The following is a 23,553-nucleotide window of genomic DNA, read 5'->3' on the forward strand; positions in this document are numbered from 1 at the left end:
GGGCCTCCGGTCCGGTGTCATGGTTCGCGTTCGGATCGGTCAACGGCGCACGCGATAGCTCAGGTGAAGCACCCGGTCGCCCTGGATCACCACGTCGGGATCCTCCAGCAGGTGCTGCGCGTGGACCGATCCGAAATAGCGCTTGCCCGACCCGAACACCACGGGTACGACGTCCATGCGCACCTCGTCGACCAGGCCCGCGGCAAGCACCTGGCCACCGACGTCGCCGGCGGCGACCTCGACGACGCGGTCACCCGCGAGCTCTTGCGCCTTGGCGACTGCTGCCTCGACGCCGTCGACGAAGTGGAACGGCGCCTCGGGGTGCCAGCCCTCGGGCCTGCCCCGGTGGGTCACGACGACGACGTGCTCGATCCCGCCCGGAGGCTTCCCGTCCCAGCCGTCCGTCATGTCGAAGACATGGCGGCCGACGACGGTCACCCCGATCCGGTCCCAGTACGGCCGGGTGTGGTCGTAGGACGTCTGCGACACCTTCAGCGCGCCGCTCCCGTCCAATGGGACGTCACCACTGACCAGCCAGTCGAACAGCGGTCCGGGCTGGTCGTTCTCGTCCGCGACGAAGCCGTCCACCGACACCGTGCTGTACATGACCACCTTGCCCACGGCGCTCTCCTCTGCTTCGGGGTGCCCCAAATTAGCCGGTGGTGAGCGGCCGCACGTGCAGGAAATCCATCGGCGGGAACGGGTCAGGACCGTGGCCCGGAAACGGCCGGGCTGCGCACAGTGTGCTCGACCGGACCCCGCCACCCCGTCACCAGGCACCGGCATCCCGGATGCGGGCGCGCCACGTGCCGCCGCACCCCCGGCGCACGCCACCGCCCGCCCGACAACCGCAGTTGGCCTGGTGTTTCACCGCCTCTCGTGCACGGCGGGGCGGGCGCGGCGCGGAGCGAGAATTCCGTTTGCCGCCCCGCGGACGGCAATCCCTCGTTCACCGGGACGTCGCCACGAGACGGCTTGCTGGAGCGAAGTTATATAGACAACTTTGCTCACCCGGGTCCCGCCGCGGCGGTCCCCGGGCGGAGAGGACCCATCACCGTGCCACCTCTCACTCGTGACGCCGCGTCCGGGAGCACCATCGCGCTCAGCTCCCCGACGTCCCCGCAGCGGGGCGACAAGCTGACCTTCACCTGGACGACGGACGCCCCCGACCCGAAGAACTGGATCGGCGTCTACGACGGCAACCGCAAGCCCGCGAGCGGCAGCGGCTCCCTGGTATGGACGTACACCCCCGGTGCCTCCGGGCAGGTGACGCTCGACACCTCCGGCCTCAGCGGCGGCCCGTACACCGTCTACCTCCTCGCGAAGGACGGTTACGGCATCCTCGCGCAGACCGCGCCGTTCAGCTTCGCCGGTGCGCCCACCGGCGACTCCATCACGCTGAAGACCCCCAACCCCTACGAGGGCGACCAGGTCGTCTTCCACTGGACCACCGACACGCCGTACGCCACGAACTGGGTCGGTGTCTACGACGGCAACCGGCAGCCCGGCAACGGCGGCTCGCTGGCCTGGGAGTACACGCCCGCCGCCTCTGGCGACATCACCATCAACACCGCCGGCCTGACCGGCGGCCCGTACACCGGCTACCTGCTGGCGAAGGACGGCTACGGCATCCTCGCCAAGACCGCGCCGTTCAGCTTCGTCCCCCGCCCCGTCATCCCGCGCCCGCACGCGGTGGTGGACGCCCTCACGACCGCCCCCCAGCTGACGGGCACGGACATCTCCGTGCCGCTGGCGGGCCTGTGGGCGCGCCCCGAGGGCAACCCCGCCGGCAGCGCGACGTTCCGGCGCGCCGGAGGCGACTCCTGGCTGTCGGTGGCCGCGGACGGCACCGTCACCGGCAAGGCGCCGGCCGCGACGCCCAAGAACCCGGGGCGCGTGGTCGTCTCCGTCACCGACAGCGCGGCGGGCAGCGACACGATCACCGTGCAGGTGCCGGTCCGCGACAACCGCGACCGCATCCCGCTCAAGGTCGCCTCGCTGAACCTCTGGGACGCCGGCACCCACATCGACGGCTTCGCGGAGAAGCTGCTGAGCCTGGTGCTCACCCAGGGCCTCGACGTCGTCGCCCTCCAGGAGTCCGGCGGCACCGCGGCCGGCAACCTGGCCAAGGCGCTCGGCTGGGACGTCCACCAGGCCGGCGGCCTCGGCATCGTCAGCCGCTACCCGCTCACCGACGTCGTCGCCCCCACCGCGGACCTGCCGGCCGCCGCCGCCACGCTGCAGCCGCCCGGCGGCCCCGCGGTGCGGCTGTGGGCCGCCCAGCTGGACGAGGCGGCCTACGGGCCGTACGCGCTCCTCGCGGGCAGCAGCGCCGCCCAGGTCGAGGCGGCCGAGGAGCAGACGCTCCGCTACCGGCAGGCCGTGGCGCTGGTCGCCGCGATGCGGGCGGACATCGCCTCCCGCGGCGCGGTCGTCCTGGCCGCCGGCCTCGCCTCGCCCTCGCACCTGGACTGGACGGCCAAGACGGCCGACCAGCACGGGGGAGTGGGCCGCGTGCGCTGGCCCGTCACCGGAACCCTGGAGCAGGCCGGCCTCACCGACGCCTTCCGCGCCGTGCACACCGACCCCGTCGCGGAGCCCGGCACCACCTGGTCCCCCGTCAGGCCGCAGCGTGACAGCGGCAGCGGTGCCGAGCCGCAGGACCGCGTCGACCAGATCCAGTACGCGGGACCGCTGCGCGTCGTCGAGGCCCACAGCCTCGTCACCGGCTGGCCCCGGCCCGTGCCCGGCACGGCGGCCAACGGCTGGCCCTCCGACCACGCCGCCGCCGTCGTCACCTTCTCCCTGTCCGCCCGCGGCTGACCCGAACGACCCGAAGGACCACCCCATGACCCAGTTCAGCCGCCGCGCCTTCATCGGCACCGCCGCCGCCGGGGCTGCCGTCGCAGCCGTCGGACTGCCCGGCACGGCCGAGGCAGCGAGCCACGACGACCGGGACGGCAGCATCGCCGACGTCAAGCACGTCGTCATCCTGATGCAGGAGAACCGCAGCTTCGACCACTACTTCGGCACGCTCAACGGCGTGCGGGGCTTCGGCGACCGCCAGGCCGTCGTGCTGCCCAGCGGCGACTCCGTGTTCCGCCAGCCCGACCGCAGCCGCTCCGAGGGCTACCTGCTGCCCTTCCGGATGGACACCACCAAGTACAACGCCCAGAACGCGGGCGGCCTCCCGCACGACTGGGACACCGGCCACTCCGCGGTCAACAGCGGCTCCATGGACAAGTGGGTCTCCGCCAAGGGCGAGCGCACCATGGGCTACTTCAACCGCGAGGACATCCCCTACCAGTACGCCCTCGCCGATGCCTTCACCCTCTGCGACGGATACTTCTGCTCCCTGAACGGCCCCACCGACCCCAACCGCCTCTACCTGTGGACCGGCACCGCCGGCCCCGGCGTCGACGGCACCACGGGCCCGTGGACCGACAACACCCCGGTCACCGACAACCCGGTGGCCGACTGGACGACGTACGCCGAGCGGCTGGAGGAGGCCGGCGTCAGCTGGCGCGTCTACCACAACCCGGACGGCTCGGACGACCGCTACGGCGACTACGACGACAACGCGCTGTCGTACTTCAAGCAGTTCCACGCGTTCCCCAAGGACGACCCGCGCTACGTCAACGCCATGACGAAGTTCGACCCCGCGGCGTTCGACAAGCACTGCAAGGACGGCACCCTGCCCACCGTTTCCTGGCTGGTGGCGCCGTACCTGTTCAGTGAGCACCCGTCGGCCGGCCCCGACTACGGCGCCCACTGGGTCAACACCGCGCTCCAGTCGCTGTTCTCCAACCCCGAGGTCTGGAAGCACACCGTCTTCCTGGTCATGTACGACGAGAACGACGGCTACTTCGACCACGTCATCCCGCCGATGCCCGAGGCGGGCACCAAGGACGAGTTCGCGAACGGCAAGCCGATCGGCCTGGGCAGCCGGGTGCCGCTGTGGGTCGTCTCGCCGTGGTCGCGCGGCGGCTGGGTCAACTCCCAGGTCTTCGACCACACGTCGGTGGTGCAGTTCCTGGAGCGCGTGACCGGTGTGCGGGAGCCCAACATCTCCGAGTGGCGGCGCACCGTCTGCGGCGACCTCACCAGCGCCTTCGACTTCACCAAGCCCGACTACAGCATCCCGGCCCTGCCGGACACGGTCGCGCTGATGGCGAAGGCGGACGCCGGCAACTCCCTGCCCGGCGTCAAGATCCCCACCGCGCAGTCGATGCCGGCGCAGGAGGAGGGCGAGCGGCCGCACCGCCCGCTGCCGTACCTGCCGTGGGCCGACGTGACGGTCGACCGGGCCACCGGCAAGGTCACCTGCACGCTGACCAACGACGGCACCGTGGGCTACCACTTCACCGTGCTGCCCAACATCGCCCTGCCGCGCGTCGGCACCCCGTTCACGGTGCAGCCGCACTCGTCGCGCACCTACGTGTGGGACGCGGCGGCCACCGACGGCCGCTACGACTTCTCCGTGCACGGCGCCGACGGCTTCGTCCGCCGCTTCGCGGGCACCGTCGTCCGCGACGGCCAGGACGACGTGGCCGCGCCGCTCGTCGGGGCGGCGCTGCGCCGTGCCGACGACCCGGGCCACACCACGGTCGAGTTGGAGCTGCGCAACGACGGCGGCTCCGACGTGGCCTTCACCGTCACGCCGAACGACTTCGACGGTGAGGAGGAGATCGTCTGGGTCCGGGCCGGTCACCAGGACACCGTGAAGTGGCGCACCGACGACGGCCGGTACGACGTGACCGTCACGGCGGGCACCGGCACCCGCTTCGTCCAGCGGTACGCGGGCACCGTCCACGCCGTGTGACGGACGTCCCGAGGGGTCCGGGCCGGGGCACTCGCTCCGGCCCGGACCCTCGCCGTGTCCCACCTGCGCCTGGACCGGCGGTCCGGGCCGGATAAGGTCTGTCCGTGGCCGGCCGGACCGCCGGCCCGGTGGACACGAGAGCGGCCGGGAGACACGTTGCGTGAGGACCAGGGCAGCGGCGACAGCGACCTGCGGTACCGCAGGGTCGCCGCCGAACTCCGCGCGGCGATCATCGCCGGCGAGTACGCCTCCGGCTCCAAGCTGCCCCCGGAGGGCACACTGGCCGAGCGCTACGGGGTCTCCCGCGGCACGGTGCGGCACGCCCTGGCCGTGCTGCGGTCGGACGGCCTGGTCACCTCGCGGCGCGGCACCCCGCGCACGGTGCTCGGCGGCCCGCGGTCGCAGAGCTTCTCCGAACTGCTGAGCTTCACCAACTGGGCCCGCTCCCTCGGCGAGACGCCGGGCGGGCGCGTCGACCGCGTCGTACGGCGGCCGGCCGAACCGGCCGAGGCCGCGCAACTGGGCCTGGAACCCGGCGCGGAGGTCCACCTCGTCCTGCGGGTGCGGACCCTGTCCGGCGAACCGGTCATGGTCGAGCGCTCCCTGTACCCCGCCCGGGTGGGCGCCCTGGTGGCCGAACTGGCGCCCGACGTCGTGTCGCACACCGAGGCGCTGGTGGGGCACGGGGTGCTCTTCACCGACGCCGACCACACCATCGACATCGCGTGGGCCGACGAGGACGACGTCCGGCTCCTGAAGTGCCCGGCCGGCCAGGTCCTGCTGCGCGAGCGGCGCCGTACGACGGACCCGGCGGGTGTGCCGGTCGAGTGGTCCGAGGACCGCTACCTGCCGGGCACCATCGCCTTCACGGTGCACAACTCGGTCGCCGCCTCCACCCTCGGCCGCCACCACAGCCCGCGCACGGACCGGGCCTGACCGGGCCGCCGGGCGAGCACGAACGGTGGGCCCGGTACCGCCTGGCCATGGACGACCCCGCCCGCCTGCCCGAACTCTTCGACGCCGTCGCCACCGAGCCCGACGACGCCATCGCGCTCGGCATCGTCCTGCACGCCCTCGGCCACGTCCCGGCCGCCGACCGCCCCGCCTGGACCGACCGCCTCGGCACCGCGCGCGCCCGCGCCTACGCCGCCCGCCGCGCCCGCGAACTCGGCGTCCTCGAAAGCCCGTCGCTGTCCGCCCAGCTCGCCGACCCGTCCGTCCAGGACTCCTGGTCCGACTGGCTCCAACTCCGCCTCGCCGCCTCCTCGCAGGAACCCGCCGTCCTGCACCGCCTCGCCACCACGGGCCGCACGAAGCGCATCCGCCGCCTCGCCTCCGCCCGCGATCGGTGACCTCCCGCGGTTGTTCACGCGTACGCGTACCGAGTGACCGTGGCAGGCTTGCCCGGTGAACCCAGAGCTGTCTCCTCGCGATCTGAGCTGGGACGAGGTGGACCCAGCCCGTCACCCCTTCGACAGCGCGTCAGCGAACCGGGTGGTGCGGTCGCTCGGGCCGGCCCGGCGCGTGCCACGTCGCCCCGATGTCCCGGCCGGCGATGCCGTGCTGGACGCCTGGCGCTGGAACGAGGCGCGCCCCTGGGCCGACGCCATGTCGCATGCCTTGGTGAAGACGTACGGCCGTTGGGTCGTGGGCTGGCGCTGGGCGCACGACGAGGAGGACTTCGACGGCGGGCCGGTCGGGAGCTGGCGCGGCGCCGCAGGCTCGATCACCACCCCCGAGGAGACCGTCGCCCGTGTCGTCGCGTCGCTCTGCGAGTGGCGCGAGTGGCTGGAAAGCCTGGCCGAGAAGTTCGAGGCGTACGCGCTGGAGCCGGCGGCTGTCGAGGACCAGCGGATCCTGTGGGAGTGTGCCGCGAGGAACCTGATCCTGTACGTGACGGACCGCACGGGCTGCGGCAGCGCCTGGTACGGGCACTGCCGTCAGGTGCTCACCTGGTTCCTCAGCCACTGGGGAGTCCGACCCGGCATCGCGGGGGACCTGGTCGACCGGGCGATCGGCGGGCGGTTCCTGAGTTGGACGGGCCCCGACGCTGCTCTCGTCGCAGACGTCGCGGAAAGACTCGCGCTGTCCCTGTGGCCGCAAGACGGCAAGTGGCTCCCCGAACCCGCGACGCCCGACCATCTGGAGCGGTGGCTCGCCGTGCGCGAAGCCGTGTCGTGGGAGGCCGCCCGGGACGGGGCGTCGGAGGGGCCGGTCAGCCCCTCACGCGACGGAGCGGCGGAGGACATCCGTGTCTTCGACGGCGCCCTGGACCCCGACCGCGAGAAGGGCCTGCTCGACGCCTTGGCCCTGGCACGGTTCGACGCGGCCCGCTCCGCCCCGCTCGACTTCGCACTGCTGCGCGGCTGGCAGCAGCACGTCCTGCACACACCGCAGCCGCCGGCGTTCCGCAGCCTGCCCGCTTTCGCCAAGGAGGGCAGGGAGCGCTACGGCATCGGCGCGGCGACGCCCGTCCGCTTGGACGCCTGCCTGGCCGAGAGCGCGCCGGGCGGCGAGAACACCTTGGCCTTGTCGGCCCGTGCCGCCCGCGCCTTTCTCGACGTCTGCTTCTTCCACCCCTTCGACGACGGCAACGCCCGGTCCGCTTTCCTCGTGCTGGTCTTCGTCCTTGCCCGCGAGGGCGTCGGGCTCGACAACGTCGGCCTGATCCGCCGTATCTCGTTCAGGGCGGAAGAACCGCGGGACGCGCAGCAGCTTGCCGAGTACGTCGGCCTCCACATCGCGGAGACCCGGCTCGCCGCCGTTCCCTCCGGCTCCCGTGCTCCGGCCTGAGGCAGGTAAGCGCGGTGCGGGCAAGGGCCGTTGCCGATGGGCGCATTCCCGGACCCGCGCCGCCGGGCAAGCGCCGGCGCGGGACGCGAGGACGACCCGTCGTGCCTCAGCCGCGCATCAGCGCGGTGAGCAGCGGGACGAAGTGCTCGAACGCCGGCGTGAAGGCTTCCGGGTCCTTCGCGGCCTCGTCCCAGCGGCGGACGGCGACCGCGTCGGCCGCGCCCGGGAGGGCGGCGAAAACGGCCGCCTGCTCAGGGGTCATCGGGCCGCCCTGGACCGCCAGCGTGTGCTTGGAGGCCTCCGACAGCCGGTCGTAGTACTCCGGCTCCACCGCGCACAGGTAGCGCTTCGCCGCGACGTGCAGCCGCACCGGCTCGGTGACCTCGGGCCCGAACCAGCGGGCCAGCAGGTCGGCGCCGGTGTGGCTGTGGCGGTTGTCGGTGCCGTCCATGAGGTCCTGGCCGGTGACCTCGCCGGCGAAGTGCCCGACGTCGTGCAGCAGCGCGGCGGCCACCAGGTGCGGCGGGGCGCCGGCGGCCTCGGCGCGGGCGCCGGCCTGGAGCATGTGCTCGGCCATGGAGACCGCCTCGCCCAGGTACTCCGCGGAGCCCGCCCCGGCGAACAGCTCGGCCAGCGGCTCCACGGTGTCCGCGCGCCGCACCACGGCCAGGCTGCTCGCGAGGCCGTCGAGGTCGGCGTAGCAGCCCTGGAGGTGGCGTGCCCCGTCCTGGGCGAAGGCCGTGCGGGCGTGCAGGAGGCGGGTGTTGTCGAAGACCAGGCAGTCGCCCGGCGACAGGCGGAAGTTCAGCTGCAGCTCGGGGCGGAGCAGCAGCTCCGCGAAGGTGCGGTACGCCGCGTAGAAGGCGTCGAGCTCGGCGGCCGGCAGCCGCAGCGCGCTGATCGAGCGGTTGTTGAAGCGCACCTCGCGCACCCGGCCGAGTGCGTCGGTGCCGATCAGGGGGTGATCGGCGCGCAGCTCGGTCCCCGCGTCGCGGAAGACGAACGGCACGGGCGTCCGGCTGAGGACGGCGAAGGCCTCCGGGTCCTCGCGGCGCAGCAGCGCGGCCGCGGCGAAGCCGTCGACGAGGCCGGAGTCGCCGCCCTCGGCGTCGTTGACCAGGCAGTGCAGCAGCTGGATCGTCGGGACCGGGTCGCGGTACGGGTTGTCGGTGTGCGGCGTGATGGCGACCGAGGTGAAGGCGAGGTTGTTCGGGTCGGGCTCGACGCGCACGTCGAAGAGCTTGCCGTAGTTGGTCTCGCGGACGAAGCCGAAGGTCTCGGCCACGGCGAGCACCTGCTCGTCGCGCTCGGGCACCTTGTGCAGCAGCATGAAGCCGAGCCGCAGGACGGACTCCAGCAGGCGCGCCCGCAGGCCCGGTTCGGCGATGTAGGCGTCCCAGTCCGCCTCGGGCAGCCGCCCGGCCAGATCGCGGGCCTTCCACAGCTCCTTGCCGTCCTCGGTGCGCCGGTCGCCGTACGAGGTGCCGCCGGGCCGGTGGGCCGTGAGCCAGGTGACGGGGTACGTCGAGCGGTGGCCGTCGGGCGCCCAGACGACCTCGATCGCGGGCTCCCCGGCGGTGCCGGTGGCATCGGTTGCCGTCTCGACGCGGAGTCCGTCGGGCAGCGCGCCGATCTGGAAGAGCTTCTGGCCCGACCGCGGGTCGCGGCAGTCCGTGCAGGGGCAGTTGTCGCGCAGCCACATCGCGGGCAGCTCGGCGACCGGGAAGGCGGTCAGGGGGGTCATGCTCACTCCTCGGCGAAAGTTGTATAGCCAACTTCCCCGACCGTCACAGGGCGACACGACCGTTCGGTGACCGGGAGGTGTCGGTGCGGCGAAGCCCCGCCGACCCGCGGGACTCGGTCACTTTCCGGCAGCACGCAGGAGCTTTGTGCTCACGGCGCGGATCGCCGCGCGCTCGCCGGGCGTGAGGACTTCGGTCAGCGCCGCGACGTGCTCGTCCATCTCGGCGGTGCACTGTTCCGCGAGCCGCTTCCCGAGCGGGGTGAGGGCGACCAGGACGCCGCGCCCGTCGTGGGGCGAGGGCAGCCGCTCCACCAGTCCGCGCTTCTCGGCGCGGCCGACGAGCCCCGTCATCGAGGACTTGTCCAGGTCCAGGTGGCGGGCCAGTTCGAGCATGCCCGGCCGGCGGTCGCGCAGGATGCCGAGCAGGCGGATCTGGACGAGGGACAGGTCGTGCCGCGCCGCGACGCGTGCCAGCGTTCCGTGGACCAGGAACGACAGTTGGGCGAGCGCGTCGGTCGTGTTCGCGGGGCCGTCGGTGAGGTCCGGTTCGCGCTGTTCGGTCATGGCTGCCTCCGCTTGACTTGGTACGTGACGCAAACTACTTTGAAAGTGGTACGCGATACAAACTATATGCGTCCGCCCCTCCCACCTCTCTGGAGGCCGCCATGCACGCAGCCGTCGTCCACTCCTTCGACGCACCTCCCCGCTACGGCACCGTCGCCGAACCCGAGCCGCGCGGGGAGCACGAGCTCCTCGTCGACGTCCTGGCCGCCGGGCTCCACCCCCGGGTGCGCTCGGGAGCCGACGGGAGCCACTGCACCTCCGAGGGCGTCCTGCCGCTGGTCCCCGGCATCGACGCGGTCGGCCGCACCCCGCAGGGCGAACTGCTCTACTTCGTCGCCCCGGACGGGGTGGCCGGCACCATGGCCGAGCGGGCCGTGGTCGACCGCCGCCGGGCCGTGGGCCTGCCCGCGGGCACCGACCCGGTCGCGGTGGCCGCTGCGATGAACCCCGCGATGTCCTCCTGGATCGCCCTGCGCCGCCGCGCCCCCCTGCCGCCCGGCGCCACCGTCCTGGTCCTGGGCGCCACCGGCAGCGCCGGCCGGCTGGCGGTCCAGGTCGCCAAGCACCTCGGCGCCGCACGTGTCGTCGCCGCCGGCCGCGACCCCGAACGCCTGGAGCTCCTCCCCGGTCTCGGCGCCGACGAGACCGTCCCCCTCCTCGGCGACCCCGAGCGGACCGCCGGCCGGCTCGGGCGCGCGGCCGGCGACGCCGACGTCGTCCTGGACTACTTGTGGGGCCCCGCCGCCGAGCACGCCCTGCCCGCCGTGCTGACCGCCCGTGCCGAGCGTGCCAAGCCCCTCGCCTGGGTCCAGATCGGCTCCGTCGCCGGACCGGACATCACGCTGCCCTCGGCCTACCTGCGCGGCGCGAACCTGCGGCTCATGGGCAGCGGCCAGGGCTCCGTCAGCACCGAGGGCATCCTCGCCGAACTCCCCTCCCTGGCGGGCCTCATCGACTCCGGCACCTTCGCCGTCGACACCCTGCCGGTCCCGCTCTCCCGGGTCGAACACGCCTGGACCACCCCGGAGGCCCCCGGGCAGCGCACCGTGCTGACCCCGGACGCCTGACCCGCCCGACGTACGACCGGGGTCAGCGCCTGAAGGCGCCGAGGAGGCGGCCGGCCGGTCCTTCCCGCAGGCCCTCGCTGGTGAGCGCGTGGTAGAGGATCACCACGGCGATGCAGGCCATCCCGAAGGCCGGGCCGACGAACCAGCCTCCGACCCCGCAGACCACGTACAGCACGAGACCGGTCAACGGCCGGATCCGCTGCGCGCGGAGGTAGCCGGTCGGGACGCCCGGCTCGAGCAGTTCCGGGTGGTGGCACAGGTACGAGAACACCCCCCACCACGGTGCCGACATGACGGCGGCGACCAGGGCGTAGAGCACGACGGCGACCCGCTGGTCGTCGGTGCCCCCGCCCTCGGCCACGGCGTCCCCGAGCACGGAGGTGGGAAAGGGGACGATCACCGTGCTGAACAGGATCGCGAGGTTGATCCACAGCAGGCCGCCGTCCATCCGGTGGATCCGGCGGAAGAGCGCGTGGTGGTTGAGCCAGATGACGCCGACGTAGACGAACGAGACCACGAACGCCGCATAGGCGGGCCACCGCGCGAGCAGGTCCGACGCGAGGTCGCCGGGCCGGACGTCGTGGTCGTAGAGGTCGAGCACCAGGAGCGTGATCACGATGGCGAAGACGCTGTCGCTGAAGGCTTCGACCCGGCCGGTGTCCGACAGGCGCATACCGCCCTCACCGGACGAATCCGACGCATGGTCACCATGGTGTTGGCCCGTCATGCAAGGGATCTTACGGACAGGTTCGCGGTGCGCCGGGCGCGCCGCGGGCCGTCGGCCGGCGCGTCCGGTCCGTGCCGACCGGGGTGCCGGTCGCGGCGCCGCGGGGGAGTGCGCCGGACGGATCCTCCCAGGTCGGACCGGACTCCACTCCCGAGCGGCCCCCGCCGGACCATGCCGATTGGCCGTCCGTTCACTCAGGGAAAAGGTGATATTCACAGTTCCCCTTCCTGATCCGGTCATGTCCCTTACAGGTCGTCCCCTGCCGCCGGTTGACCGTTGACCGTCCGAAGAGGCCCAGGGTTTGATCAGCCGCTGCTGTGTAGATCTTGTGAGTCCATGGTGGGGGCTATGAAGTGGGACAGGTCACGCCGTGCTGACGGCGTGAAGCCGGGTACGGCGAAACGTTGGACATCTGCCGCTACGTCATTGGCGCTTCTCGCCGCGCTGCCGGCCCTGGGGTTCTCCGCCCCGGCCGCGCACGCCGCCGCGCCGGCGAAGACCCCGGTGGTGGGGACGGCGTCCGAGCACGCCGCCTTCAGCCAGGCGAAGCGCTCCGGCAAGAAGGTCGAGATCGCCTCCCTGCGGGGTGAGACGAGTGAGACGTACGCGCTGCCGAACGGCAACTTCGAGGCGATCGAGCATGTGCGTCCGGTCCGCGCCCGGGTGGACGGCGCGTGGAAGCCGGTCGACACCGGCCTGGAGAAGCGCGCGGACGGTTCCGTCGGGCCGAAGGTGGCCACGATGGACATCGCCTTCTCCGGCGGCGGCGACAAGCAGCCGCTGATCACCCTGGGCCGGGTGGGACGGACGCTGTCGCTGTCCTGGCCGACGGCCCTGCCGGAGCCGGTCATCGACGGCAGCACCGCGACCTACCGGTCGGTGCTCAAGGACGTCGACCTCCAGGTGAGGGCGAGCGTCGACGGCGCCTCGGAGGTGCTGGTCGTCAAGACCCCGCAGGCGGCGGCCGACCCGAAGCTGGCCGAGCTGAAGCTCGCGATGGACGCGGACGGCATGGACGTGCGCACCACCGCCGACGGCGGCCTCGCGGCCGTCGACAAGGGCGCGGGCGGCCCCGTCTTCGTGGCGCCGCGGCCCGTGATGTGGGACTCCGCGACGACCCCCGCCGCCCCGGCCTCCGCCGCGCGGTCGGCGAAGGCGGCCGTGGCCGACGCCCCCGTCAGCCCCGCCAACCCCGCCGACGGCCCGGACGCCTCCGCGAACGTCGCCCCGATCGCGGTGAGCGTGCCCGCGGCCGACGACCGGCTCGTGCTGCGGCCCGACCAGGGCCTGCTGAAGAACGCCACGTTCCCGGTCTTCATCGACCCGCAGTGGTACTCCCCGAAGGCGTCCAACTGGACCTTCGTGTCCCGCTTCTGGGCTTCCTCCCCGCAGTGGAAGTTCAACGGCAACTCCGACTCCGGCATGGGGTACTGCGCGGGTGACGTGCGGTGCGCCCCCGAGGACGTGAAGCGGATCTTCTACACGATCCCGACGTCCAAGTTCTCCGGGAAGTCGATCCTGTCGGCGACCTTCGTGGCCAACGAGACGTACTCGGACAGCTGCACCAAGTCCGACGTGCAGCTGTGGCGCACCAAGGGCGTCAGCTCCTCGACGACGTGGAACACGCAGAACAACGACAGCTTCTGGATCGACCTCCAGCAGACGCTGAGCGAGGCCAAGGGCTGGGGCAGCAACTGCCCCGGCGGCACGGTGGAGTTCTGGGCGGGACGCGCGGTCCAGCAGGCCGCGGCCAACGGGTGGTCGACCACGACGTTCGGCCTCAGGGCGAAGGACGAGAACTCCTCCTCGGGCTGGAAGCGGTTCTCCGACGACGCGTGGCTGCGGGTGGAGTACAACCGTCCGCCGACGCAGATCCGCATGTCGCAGCTGACCCAGGACCCGGGCGGCGCGTGCTCCTCGACGATGAAGCAGGTCAGGAGCCTGCCGACGATCCGTGCCAACGACGTCACCGACCCGGACGGCGACAACGTCGCGGTGCAGTTCCAGGCCTCGTGGGACACCGGTGACGGCAAGGGCTACACGGCGCGCTGGACGTCGGCGATGACGACGTACAAGAAGTCGGGTTCCGACTTCTCGATCAAGCTGCCCTCGACGCTCCCCAAGAGCAAGAAGATCGGCTGGCACGCGCGCTCGTACGACAGCGCCCAGTGGTCGCCGTGGAGCTACTCGGGGTCCGCGACCGACTGCCTGGTCTACTACGACCCGAACGCCCCCGCCGGTCCCTCCATCACCTCGACCCAGTACCCGGCCTCCGACCCGGAGGACCCCAACGACCCCTGGCTGGACGGCGTCGGCCGCTACGGCACCTTCACCATCGACTCCAGCGCGACGGACGTGGTGAAGTACTGGTTCGGCATCAACGGCGACCCCACCAGCGCCCACACGCTCACGACGACCGCGGGCGCGGCGCAGACCACCAAGTTCATGCCGACGAAGTCCGGCGTCAACTTCATCACCGCGCAGGCCTTCGACGGCGCCGGCAACGGCAGTGAGATCCGCACCTACCAGTTCCGGGTCAACGCCGGCCAGCCGGACCGGCTGAACATGAAGCTCAACGAGTCCGCCGGCGCGACCACGGTCAGCGGCTCCGGCGGCGAGTGGCCGGCCCAGCTGTACGGCGGCGCGACGACGGGCGGCGACGGAGTCTCCGGTCACGGCCTGCACGTCGACGGCGTCGACGGCTACGCGGCCACCGCCTCGCCCGTCCTGAACACCGGCAAGAGCTTCTCCGTGTCGATCTGGGCGAAGCTGCCCGCCGACTACCCCGGCGGAGCCCCGGTCGCCATCTCCGAGGCCGGCGCCAACACCAGCGGCTTCGAGATCTACTACTCCACCGCGCTGGGCGGCTGGCAGCTCCTGCGGCACGTCCAGGACGCCCAGGGCACGACCGCCGTTCGGGCCTCCCAGCCGCCGTGCCCGGCCGGTGACACCGCCTGCGCCGCGTCCCGCCTGGGCACCTGGACGCATGTCGTGGGTGTCTTCAACAACACCACCAAGGAGCTGAAGCTGTACGTCAACGGTGCCCAGGTCGGCACCGCGAGCTTCCCCAATCCTTGGGACGCCCGCGGCCGCACGATCATCGGCGCCGCGCAGCACTACGGCGTGGTGAGCAACTGGTTCACCGGCGACCTGGACGAGGCCCAGCTCTTCGACTACCAGCTGACCGACAGCCAGATCGCCAAGCTCTACGCCAAGCAGCCCGTCAACACCGCGCGTCCGGCCAAGCTGGTCTGGCCGCTGGACGAGGACGCGGGCGCGACCTCGGTCGTGGGCCGGGCCCAGCAGGTCAACGCCACCGTCAACGGCGGGGCTCTGCTCGGCACCGCCGGCGTGGACGGCACGGCGGCCACCTTCGACGGGGTCGACGACGGCATCGTCACCGGGCAGCCGGTACTGGACACGTACCAGAGCTTCGCGATCTCCCTGTGGGCGCGGTTGCCCAAGGACAAGGCCCAGAAGGCCATGACCGTGGCCACCCAGGGCTCCCTCAACACCGCGGGCTTCGAGCTCTACCACTCCTCCGCGCTGGGCGGCTGGGTGTTCATGCGGGCCAAGGAGGACACGACGACCGCGGGTCTCATCCGGGCCCAGGAGAACGCCTGCGACCCGAACGTGAACTGCGCGGCCGCCCGGCTCGGCGAATGGACCCACGTGGTCGGCGTGTACGACCTCGACGCCGCGCAGATCCGGCTCTACGTCGACGGCGTGCTCAAGGACACCCAGCCGTTCACCACTCCGTGGCTGGCGGTGTCGCACATGACGCTCGGCTACAAGGAGACCGGCGGTGCCCAGGGCTTCTTCAAGGGCGACCTCGACGACGTGCGGGTCTTCGACCGGGCACTGTCCGACGACGAGGTCAAGGACCTCAACAAGGCACGCCCGGTGGTCCAGGGCCGCTGGAAGCTCGACACGGGCACCGGAACGCCGGTCACGTCCCCGGACGACTCCTCGGGCAAGCGCACACTGACGCTCGGCGGCAACGCCGTCATCGACACCTCCGGCAACTCGAACTGGGTCGGCACGGGCGGCCTGTCGCTGGACGGTGACGGCGACTACGCGTCCACCGCCACCTCGCCGGTGTCCACGGGCACCAGCTTCACGGCGGCGGCATGGGTCAGCACCGCGGCCCGCCCCGATCACCCCGTCACGGTGTTCTCCCAGGCCGGCTCGGTCAACAGCGGCTTCTCGGTGCGCTACGTACCGAGTGCCACCGATCCGGCGAACGCCGGGCGATGGCAGCTGGCGATGCCGGGTTCGGACGTGAAGGGCGCCACGGTGGCGACGGCCGAGCACCCCAACTTCATGAACAACACGAGTTGGAACCACCTGGCCGTGGTCTACGACGCCTTCGCCGACCAGATGCGGCTGTACGTCGACGGCAACCTGGAGCAGGTCGTGTGCGCCGACGACGACCAGGACGGCGACCCCGACGTGCCCGGCTGCACGGACGCGGTGTCCTGGAACTCCAACGTGCTGCCGTTCAACGCCACCGCCGGGCTCCAGCTCGGCCGCGGCAGGACCGACGGCACCTGGGGCGAGTACTGGCCCGGTGTGATCGACGACGTGTGGACGTTCCAGGGCGTCGCCTCCGACGACCAGATCGCCCGCCTCGCCAACGGCGAGGACCTGGCCACGGTCCCCGGGCCGTAACAACCCGGCACCACCAGCAGCATCCTCCCCGCGCGGGGGCGAACCCACTGGGTCGCCCCCGCGTGTGGGGGCTTCTTCGGCATGCACGGATTCGACAGGACGGGTAGGGAATGCGCAGGCAGTCAAGGCTTCGGTTGCGCCGCAGAATCGCGGTGGCCGTCGCCGGAGTGTTGGTCGGGACGGTGCTGCAGGGTGTGGCGTCGCCGACGGCGGTGGCCGACGACATGCCGGGGATTCCGGCTTCGGAGAAACCGCTGAGCGGGCACGGCGTGAAGTCGTCGCCGCGTGGCACGGACGGTCAGCGCAGGATGCCCGCGGGTGCGCCGCGGCATGCGCTGCCGAAGGCCGGGTCGGCGACGGTGACGCTGCATGCGGGTGCGAAGGCGGTGACGCGGCGGGCGGGTTCGCTGCCGGTGTCGCTGACGACGCCCGCAACGCTTGTGGCCGGCAAGTCGTCCGGGGTGGTCGACGGGCGGGCGACGGTGCGGGTGCTGGACGCCGCCGCCACGCGGAAGGCCGGCGTGGACGGCCTGCTGTTCTCGGTCGGTCGTGAGCCGGGCGCGACGGCCGGCCGGGTGGGTGTGGACGTGGACACGTCCGCGTTCGCGCAGAGCTACGGCGGTGCGTACGCGGCGCGCCTGAAGCTGGTGCGGCTGCCGGCGTGCGCGGCGACGACGCCGGAACTCGCGCAGTGCCGTGCGGGTCAGCCGGTCGCGACACGCAACGACGGCGGCAAGCTGTCCGCCACCACGACTCTTTCCGCCACGGGCCCTGCGCTGTTCGCGGCGACGACGGCCGCCGCGGGCGGCACGTCGAGCGACCACGGCGACTACACGGCCAGTTCGCTGTCCGCGTCGGCGACGTGGTCGACGAGTCTCAACTCGGGCAGCTTCTCCTGGTCCTATGACATGCCGGTGCCGGGTGTGCCGGGCAAGTTCGCCCCGAAGGTGGGCCTGTCGTACTCCTCCGGGGCGATTGACGGCCGTACGTCCTCGTCCAACAACCAGTCCTCATGGGTCGGTGACGGCTTCAGCCTGTGGCCGGGTTCCATCGACCGGAGCTACAAGCCCTGCGCCGACGACGATGTGAAGAACGCGGACGGCAACAAGCCGGGCGACATGTGCTGGGCGTACGACAACGCCACGATCTCCTTCGACGGTCACGCGGGTGAGCTGATCCCGGACGGTACCGACACCTTCCGCGTCAAGGGCGACGACGGCACCAAGGTGCAGCGCGTGTACGGCTCGACCAGTGACGTGCGGGGCAATGGTGCGCGCAACGACGAGTACTGGAAGGTGACCACGACCGACGGCACCCAGTACTTCTTCGGTTACAACCGCCTGCCGGGCTGGGCGTCGGGCAAGGCCACCACCGATTCCACGTGGACGGCCCCGGTCTTCGGCGACGACGCGGGCGAGCCCTGCCACCAGTCCGCCTTCGCGGATTCCTGGTGCCAGCAGGCGTACCGCTGGAACCTGGACTACGCGGTCGACGTGCACGGCAACGCGATCGCGTACTACTACAAGAAGGAATCCAACTACTACGCCCGGAACCTGAAGGCCGCGGACGAGACGGTCTACGACCGTGGCGGCTACGTCGATCACATCGATTACGGGCTGCGCAGCAACTCCGTGTACTCGGCGAAGGCGCTGGGGCAGGTGACGTTCGCCAACGCCGAGCGGTGTCTGCCGGAGACCGGTGTCACCTGCGACGCCTCGACGATCGAGGACAAGAAGTTCTACTGGTACGACACGCCGTGGGATCTGAACTGCAAGTCCGGTGAGGACTGCACCAAGTCCGCCTCCCCGAGCTTCTGGACCCGCAAGCGGCTGACGGGTGTCACGACGCAGGTGCTGAAGTCCGACGGCACCTACACGCCCATCGACACCTGGACGCTGGGGCAGCGCTGGGGCATGGCGGACATCGACTACCAGTTGCTGCTGGACTCGGTCCAGCACACCGGCAAGTCCGCGACGCCGGCGATCACCCTTCCGAAGGTCACGTTCGGCTACAGCCAGGCCGCCAACCGCCTGGACATCCCCGGTGACGACACCGCGCCGTTCATCAAGGAGCGCCTGTCGACCGTCGCGGACGAGGCGGGCGGGCAGATCGATGTGAACTATTCGGCGGCCGAATGCGATGCGGACCACCTGCCGACGCCGCAGACGAACACCACCCGCTGCTACCCCGTGTACTTCACCAAGTCCGGTGATGCGGATCCGTCGATGCAGTGGTTCAACAAATACGTGGTCGACTCGGTGACCGAGACCGACCGGACCAACTCCTCGCCGGACATGGTCACCCGCTACCAGTACCTCGACGGCGGAGCGTGGCACTTTGCCGACGACGACGGGCTGACCAAGGAGAAGTACAAGACCTGGTCGCAGTGGCGCGGCTATGGCCACGTGCGGGAGCTGACCGGCGGCCAGGACGCGATGAAGTCGCAGACCGACCACTGGTTCCTGCGTGGCATGGACGGCGACCGCAAGGGCACCTCCATCGATGACGGCACCAAGTCCGTGACGGTGTCCGACGACAGCGGCGGCACGATCACCGACCACGACTCCGCGGCCGGGTTCGAGTACAAGACCGAGGACTACAGCGGGCCGAGCGGCCGGGTGCTGAACAAGACCGTCAGCACGCCGTGGCACTACACCACCGCCACGCGCATACGTTCCTGGGGCACCACGACGGCCAACCTGACCGGCACTGCCTCGGAGCGGACCTGGACATCGCTCGACGACGGCGTGGGCACCGACTGGCGCCAGACCTACCAGACCAGCACGCATGAGAACACGGCCGGCCGGGTCACCCTCAGCGATGACTTCGGTGACACGAGCACGGCCGCGGACGACCGGTGCACCCGAACGACCTACGTGGACAACACCACGGCCTGGATCCTGACCAAGCCGTCCCGGGTGGAGACGGTCGCGGTGAAGTGCGACGCGACTCCGGACCGCAAGAAGGATGTCATCTCCGACGTCCGCACCGCCTACGACGGGTTGGCCTACAACGCCGCTCCGGCCAAGGGCGACCCCACCCACGTCGCGAACCTGACGTCGCACAACGGAACCACGGCCACCTACCTGGAGGCCGGGGCCAGTTACGACCCGACGTACGGCCGCATGCTCACCAGCACGGACATCACCGGAACGGTCACCGCCACCGACACCGGCACCCCGTCGCGCACCAACCGGTCCGACGGTCGCACGACGACCACGGTCTACGCGCCGACGACCGGCTTCCCGACCACGATGACCGTCACCGGCCCACCGGCCACCCCTGGCAACGCGGCGACCGCTCAGTCCGCGACGACGACCTACGACACGGCGCGCGGTCTGGCGATCACGGTGCTGGACACCAACAACAAGCGTACCGACACCACGTACGACGCGCTGGGCCGCAATCTCAAGGTGTGGCTGCCCAACCGTTCACAGGCCAACAACGAGACCCCGAACTACGAGTTCGCGTACACGATCACCGACGGCAAGCCGGTGGCCGTGGCCTCCAAGACAGTGAAGAACGACGGCGGCCAGCGCACCTCGTACACCCTGTACGACGGCTTCCTGCGGCCTCGCCAGGCCCAGGCCCCCGGCCCGAACGGCGGTCGGCTGGTCAGCGACACCTTCTACGACGAACGTGGCCTGACAGCGAAGGCCTTCGCCCCGTACTACAACACGGCCGCGCCCTCCACCGAGCTGCTGAAGCTCGATGACGCGCTGGCTGTGGAGTCCCAGACGTGGAACACCTACGACGGCATGGGCCGCGTGGTGAAATCCCAGCAGGTGGCGGGCAACAGCGACGGTGGCACGGTGCTGGCGACCACCAGCACGGTGTACGGCGGTGACCGCACGACGGTGACCCCGCCTGACGGGGGCACCCCGTCCACGACGGTCACCGACGCACGCGGCCGCACCACGGACCTGATGCAGTACGACGCCGCCACCGCGACCGGTACGCCGGTCACCACGCACTACGGATACGACCCGGCCGGGCACCTGACCGGCGTCACCGACACGGTCGGCAACCAGTGGAAGTACGGCTACGACCAGCGCGGCAACAAGGTCACGGATGACGACCCGGACAAGGGCCATACCGATTACGCCTACGACGACCGCAACCTGCTGACCTCCAGCACGGATTCGCGCAGCCCGAAGCAGACCATCAGCTATGTCTACGACGGGCTGGGCCGTGAGCTGGAGACCCATGACGGCACGGTGAGCGGTCCGCTGCTGACCAAGCACGTCTGGGACCCGTCCGGTGCCGAGGGCCAGCTCGCCGCGGCCACCCGCTACATCGGCGGCGCGTCCGGGCAGGCGTTCACCACGACCTACAACGTGTACGACACGCTGTACCGGCCGAACCGTGTCACCACCACGATCCCGGCGTCGGAGGGCGCGCTGGCCGGCGCCTACCAGGTCAACACGAAGTACAACCCTGACGGTACCGTCCAGTCGTCCAGTTACCCGGCGGCCGGTTCCCTCGCCTCCGATGTACTGACCCCGACCTACGACGACGTGCTGCGGCCGATCAAGCTCACCGGCACCGGAGGCGTCACCTACCTCACGGACACCGCTTACAGCCTGACCGGCAAGCCGCTGCAGTTCACGTACCAGAGCGGCGGCAAGAAGACCCAGGTCACCAACACCTACCAGTGGGGCACCCAGCGTGTGGACACCTCACGGGTGGACCGTGAGGGTGTGCCCGGGGTCGACAAGTACGCCACCTACGGGTACGACCAGGCCGGCGACATCACCTCCATCTCCGACGTCTCGCGCGACGGCACCGACAACCAGTGCTTCCGCTACGACCACCTGGGCCGTCTCACCGAGGCCTGGGCCCAGGGCAGCGGCGGTTGTTCGTCGTCGGCCGGTTCGCTGCTCGGCGGCCCGGCTCCGTACTGGCAGTCCTACGCCTATGACGCCACGGGCAACCGACGCACCGAAACGCAGCACGACCCGGCGGGCAACGCAGCGCAGGACGTCACGCGCACCTACGACTACCCGCCCGCCAAGGCCCCCCGGCCGCACGGCCTGACCCAGGTCACCACGGACGGCCCCACCGGCAGCGCCATCGATTCGTACTCCTACGACACCGTCGGCAACACCCATACCCGCACCATCGGCGGCGACCAGCAGACCCTGGACTGGGACGCCGAAGGCCGCCTGGCCAAGGTCACCGAAGGCACCAAGACCACCTCGTACGTCTACGACGCCGACGGCAACCGCCTGATCCGCCGCACCGACAACGAGACGACCCTCTACCTCGGCTCCACCGAACTCACCCTTACCAAGGGCGCCTCGGTCGCGAAGGCGACCCGCTACTACGACCTCGGCGGCGGCAACCAGGCCATCCGCACCGATGACGGCAAGCTCTCCTTCCTCCTCGGCGACCACCACGGCACCTCCGAACTCGCCGTCAACGCCACCGACCTGACCATGCAGCAACGCCGTGCCACGCCCTTCGGCGGTGCCCGCGGCGACGCCCCGGCCGGCTGGCCGGGCGAGAAGGGCTTCGTCGGCGGCACCGACGACCCCACCACCGGGCTCACCCACCTCGGCGCCCGTGAATACGATCAGGCCACCGGCCGCTTCCTCAGCGTCGACCCCGTCATGGACACGGGTGACCCGCAGCAGATGAACGGTTACGCCTACACGGAGAACAACCCGGTCACCTTCAGCGACCCCACCGGCCGCACCAAGTGCGACGCCGAGCCGGAACTGTGCGGGCACCACGACAACAGTTGCGACGCGGCCTGTGTGAAGGCCAACAAGAAGAAGGTCGACGAGGCCAACAGGCGCACTCACGAGTACTTCGAGAACAAGAAGAAGAAGGAAGCGAAGAAGCTCTACGACTACTTCTTCAAGCCGAAGAAGTGCTTCGGTGACCCGATGGGGCTCAACCGGTACACGGTCTGTGAAACCCAGGCGGAGATCGACTCCGACACGCAACTCCTGAAGACCGTCGCGTCCGCCTTCGGCGACATGACGATGATCGAGCCCTGGTATCAGTGCACGTTCAATCACAACCAGGACAAGTGCGACACCCTGGGCCTGGCCATGTCGACCGTCGACGCCGGCGGCGTCGAGGTCGGTGCCGCCCGCTTCCTCCGCGCGATGAGCAAGGTCGGCGGGGTCATGTGCAGCGGTGCAAAATGTGGTCCCGAAATCGGTACTAAGCTGGAATACTTCTTCGGGAACGCCACAGGGAATGCCCACAACATCCAGCGCAGTGGCGACATGGCCAGCCAGTTGAACCGGATCGGGATCGCGGACAATGTCAGAGGGCGTGCGCTGTTCACTGAGCATCTTGAGGAGGTCTTCAGTGACCCCAACTCTCTGGTGCGGATTCAGGAGAATGGGCGCGTAGTGCGAGAAGGCTTCCTTAAGGGGCCCGATGGAATGCTCAAGACAGAGACGGTGTGGGAAGGAAATCGATTGATCACCGGGCAGCTGTACGGATCTAATTCGAGGTACCGAAAGTAGGTGGTGATCGTGCCGATGTTCGCGATCTCGTTCGGTAGCGACTCAATGGAATGTTCGGTCTGGTCGAGTTCCGGTGAGGCGCGTGCCGGATTGTCCGCCGATCTGGACATTGCGAATGAATACGGATCCGGCTCAGGTCCCGTGTATGTTTTCTCGTCGGCGGATGGTGGCGGGCGGGGGGGCCGGGGATCGGCTGTGGGGATTCAAATGGATTCAGAATTTGAGTCCCCCACGATCTTCGGTGATGAGTGGGGTGGGGCGCGTTGGATTGGCTGCAACTCGCACCTCTATCGAATCATGCCTGGCATGACCGTTGATCGTGAGATCGACCTCGAGTCAAGATTCGACAGCCTCAGGTTCATTTCTCGACTGGACAGGCTGCTCGTTCTCGCCGAAGCCGGACTGCTCGCTGTGTGCGGTAATGGCGACATTGATTGGCGGGTGAGTCTCGATGTCGTCACGGATGTGCGCTGGGAGGGTGAGAGCGCGTTGATCTCGCAGATGGATCGGCCGGACGTACGCGTCGACCTTCGAAGTGGGTCTGTGGCGTCGCCCTGACCGATCTTCCCTGATCGTCCGACGTCAAGGGGCTCCACCGGTAATGCCACCGGTGGGGCCCTTGGCGTTGCGGGTGGCGTTCCGGGGGGATCTCTGCCTCGCGTACATGGCGGCGCAATGCG

General features: G+C 70.6%; 13 protein-coding genes. 9 read left to right on the forward strand and 4 right to left on the reverse strand.

The features are described from left to right. Positions 1-39 precede the first annotated feature (39 nt). Entirely contained in the window at positions 40-621 is a 582-nt protein-coding gene (locus ACIP9H_RS18705; protein ID WP_401586940.1) for a dihydrofolate reductase family protein, read from the reverse strand. 435 nt (positions 622-1,056) lie between these two features. Between ACIP9H_RS18705 and ACIP9H_RS18710 the strand changes: the two genes are divergently transcribed. From ACIP9H_RS18710 to ACIP9H_RS18730, 5 genes are all read left to right on the forward strand, one after another. Continuing rightward, positions 1,057-2,823, forward strand: coding sequence for a hypothetical protein (locus tag ACIP9H_RS18710; protein ID WP_401586942.1), 1,767 nt, complete (start codon positions 1,057-1,059; stop codon positions 2,821-2,823). Positions 2,824-2,848: 25 nt separating this feature from the next. Next, positions 2,849-4,822: a phosphocholine-specific phospholipase C gene (locus tag ACIP9H_RS18715; protein WP_401586944.1), complete on the forward strand. Its 1,974-nt coding sequence runs from the start codon at positions 2,849-2,851 to the stop codon at positions 4,820-4,822. Between the two features lie 156 nt (positions 4,823-4,978). Then, positions 4,979-5,758: a GntR family transcriptional regulator gene (locus ACIP9H_RS18720; RefSeq protein WP_401586946.1), complete on the forward strand. Its 780-nt coding sequence runs from the start codon at positions 4,979-4,981 to the stop codon at positions 5,756-5,758. Between the two features lie 47 nt (positions 5,759-5,805). Continuing rightward, positions 5,806-6,174, forward strand: a complete 369-nt coding sequence (locus tag ACIP9H_RS18725) for a hypothetical protein (protein ID WP_401959816.1) — start codon at positions 5,806-5,808, stop codon at positions 6,172-6,174. A gap of 55 nt (positions 6,175-6,229) precedes the next feature. After that, the gene (locus ACIP9H_RS18730) at positions 6,230-7,615 is read left to right on the forward strand and encodes a Fic family protein (RefSeq protein ID WP_401959818.1); all 1,386 of its coding nucleotides are present in this window, start codon (positions 6,230-6,232) and stop codon (positions 7,613-7,615) included. Between the two features lie 106 nt (positions 7,616-7,721). Here the strand turns inward: ACIP9H_RS18730 and ACIP9H_RS18735 are convergent, their stop codons facing one another. Together ACIP9H_RS18735 and ACIP9H_RS18740 are read right to left on the reverse strand one after the other, a co-directional pair. Then, positions 7,722-9,359 carry a phosphonate degradation HD-domain oxygenase gene (locus ACIP9H_RS18735; protein ID WP_401959819.1) on the reverse strand — a complete coding sequence of 546 codons (1,638 nt, stop codon included), beginning with the start codon at positions 9,357-9,359 and terminating at the stop codon, positions 7,722-7,724. Between the two features lie 117 nt (positions 9,360-9,476). After that, entirely contained in the window at positions 9,477-9,923 is a 447-nt protein-coding gene (locus tag ACIP9H_RS18740) for a MarR family winged helix-turn-helix transcriptional regulator (protein ID WP_401959820.1), read from the reverse strand. Positions 9,924-10,024: 101 nt separating this feature from the next. Between ACIP9H_RS18740 and ACIP9H_RS18745 the strand changes: the two genes are divergently transcribed. Beyond that, positions 10,025-10,990 carry a zinc-binding alcohol dehydrogenase family protein gene (locus ACIP9H_RS18745; protein WP_401959821.1) on the forward strand — a complete coding sequence of 322 codons (966 nt, stop codon included), beginning with the start codon at positions 10,025-10,027 and terminating at the stop codon, positions 10,988-10,990. A 22-nt stretch (positions 10,991-11,012) separates the two neighbouring features. Here the strand turns inward: ACIP9H_RS18745 and ACIP9H_RS18750 are convergent, their stop codons facing one another. Continuing rightward, positions 11,013-11,663, reverse strand: a complete 651-nt coding sequence (locus ACIP9H_RS18750) for a TMEM175 family protein (RefSeq protein WP_401959823.1) — start codon at positions 11,661-11,663, stop codon at positions 11,013-11,015. Between the two features lie 480 nt (positions 11,664-12,143). Between ACIP9H_RS18750 and ACIP9H_RS18755 the strand changes: the two genes are divergently transcribed. From ACIP9H_RS18755 to ACIP9H_RS18765, 3 genes are all read left to right on the forward strand, one after another. Beyond that, positions 12,144-16,388, forward strand: coding sequence for a LamG-like jellyroll fold domain-containing protein (locus ACIP9H_RS18755; protein WP_401959825.1), 4,245 nt, complete (start codon positions 12,144-12,146; stop codon positions 16,386-16,388). 359 nt (positions 16,389-16,747) lie between these two features. Further along, entirely contained in the window at positions 16,748-22,873 is a 6,126-nt protein-coding gene (locus ACIP9H_RS18760; RefSeq protein WP_401586965.1) for an RHS repeat-associated core domain-containing protein, read from the forward strand. Further along, positions 22,874-23,431 (forward strand): hypothetical protein, encoded by a 558-nt coding sequence (locus ACIP9H_RS18765; RefSeq protein WP_401586968.1) that lies wholly within the window; start codon positions 22,874-22,876, stop codon positions 23,429-23,431. The last annotated feature ends 122 nt before the right edge of the window (positions 23,432-23,553 follow it).

This window comes from Streptomyces sp. NPDC088732 (genome assembly GCF_044751205.1).
Taxonomy (GTDB): Bacteria; Actinomycetota; Actinomycetes; order Streptomycetales; family Streptomycetaceae; genus Actinacidiphila.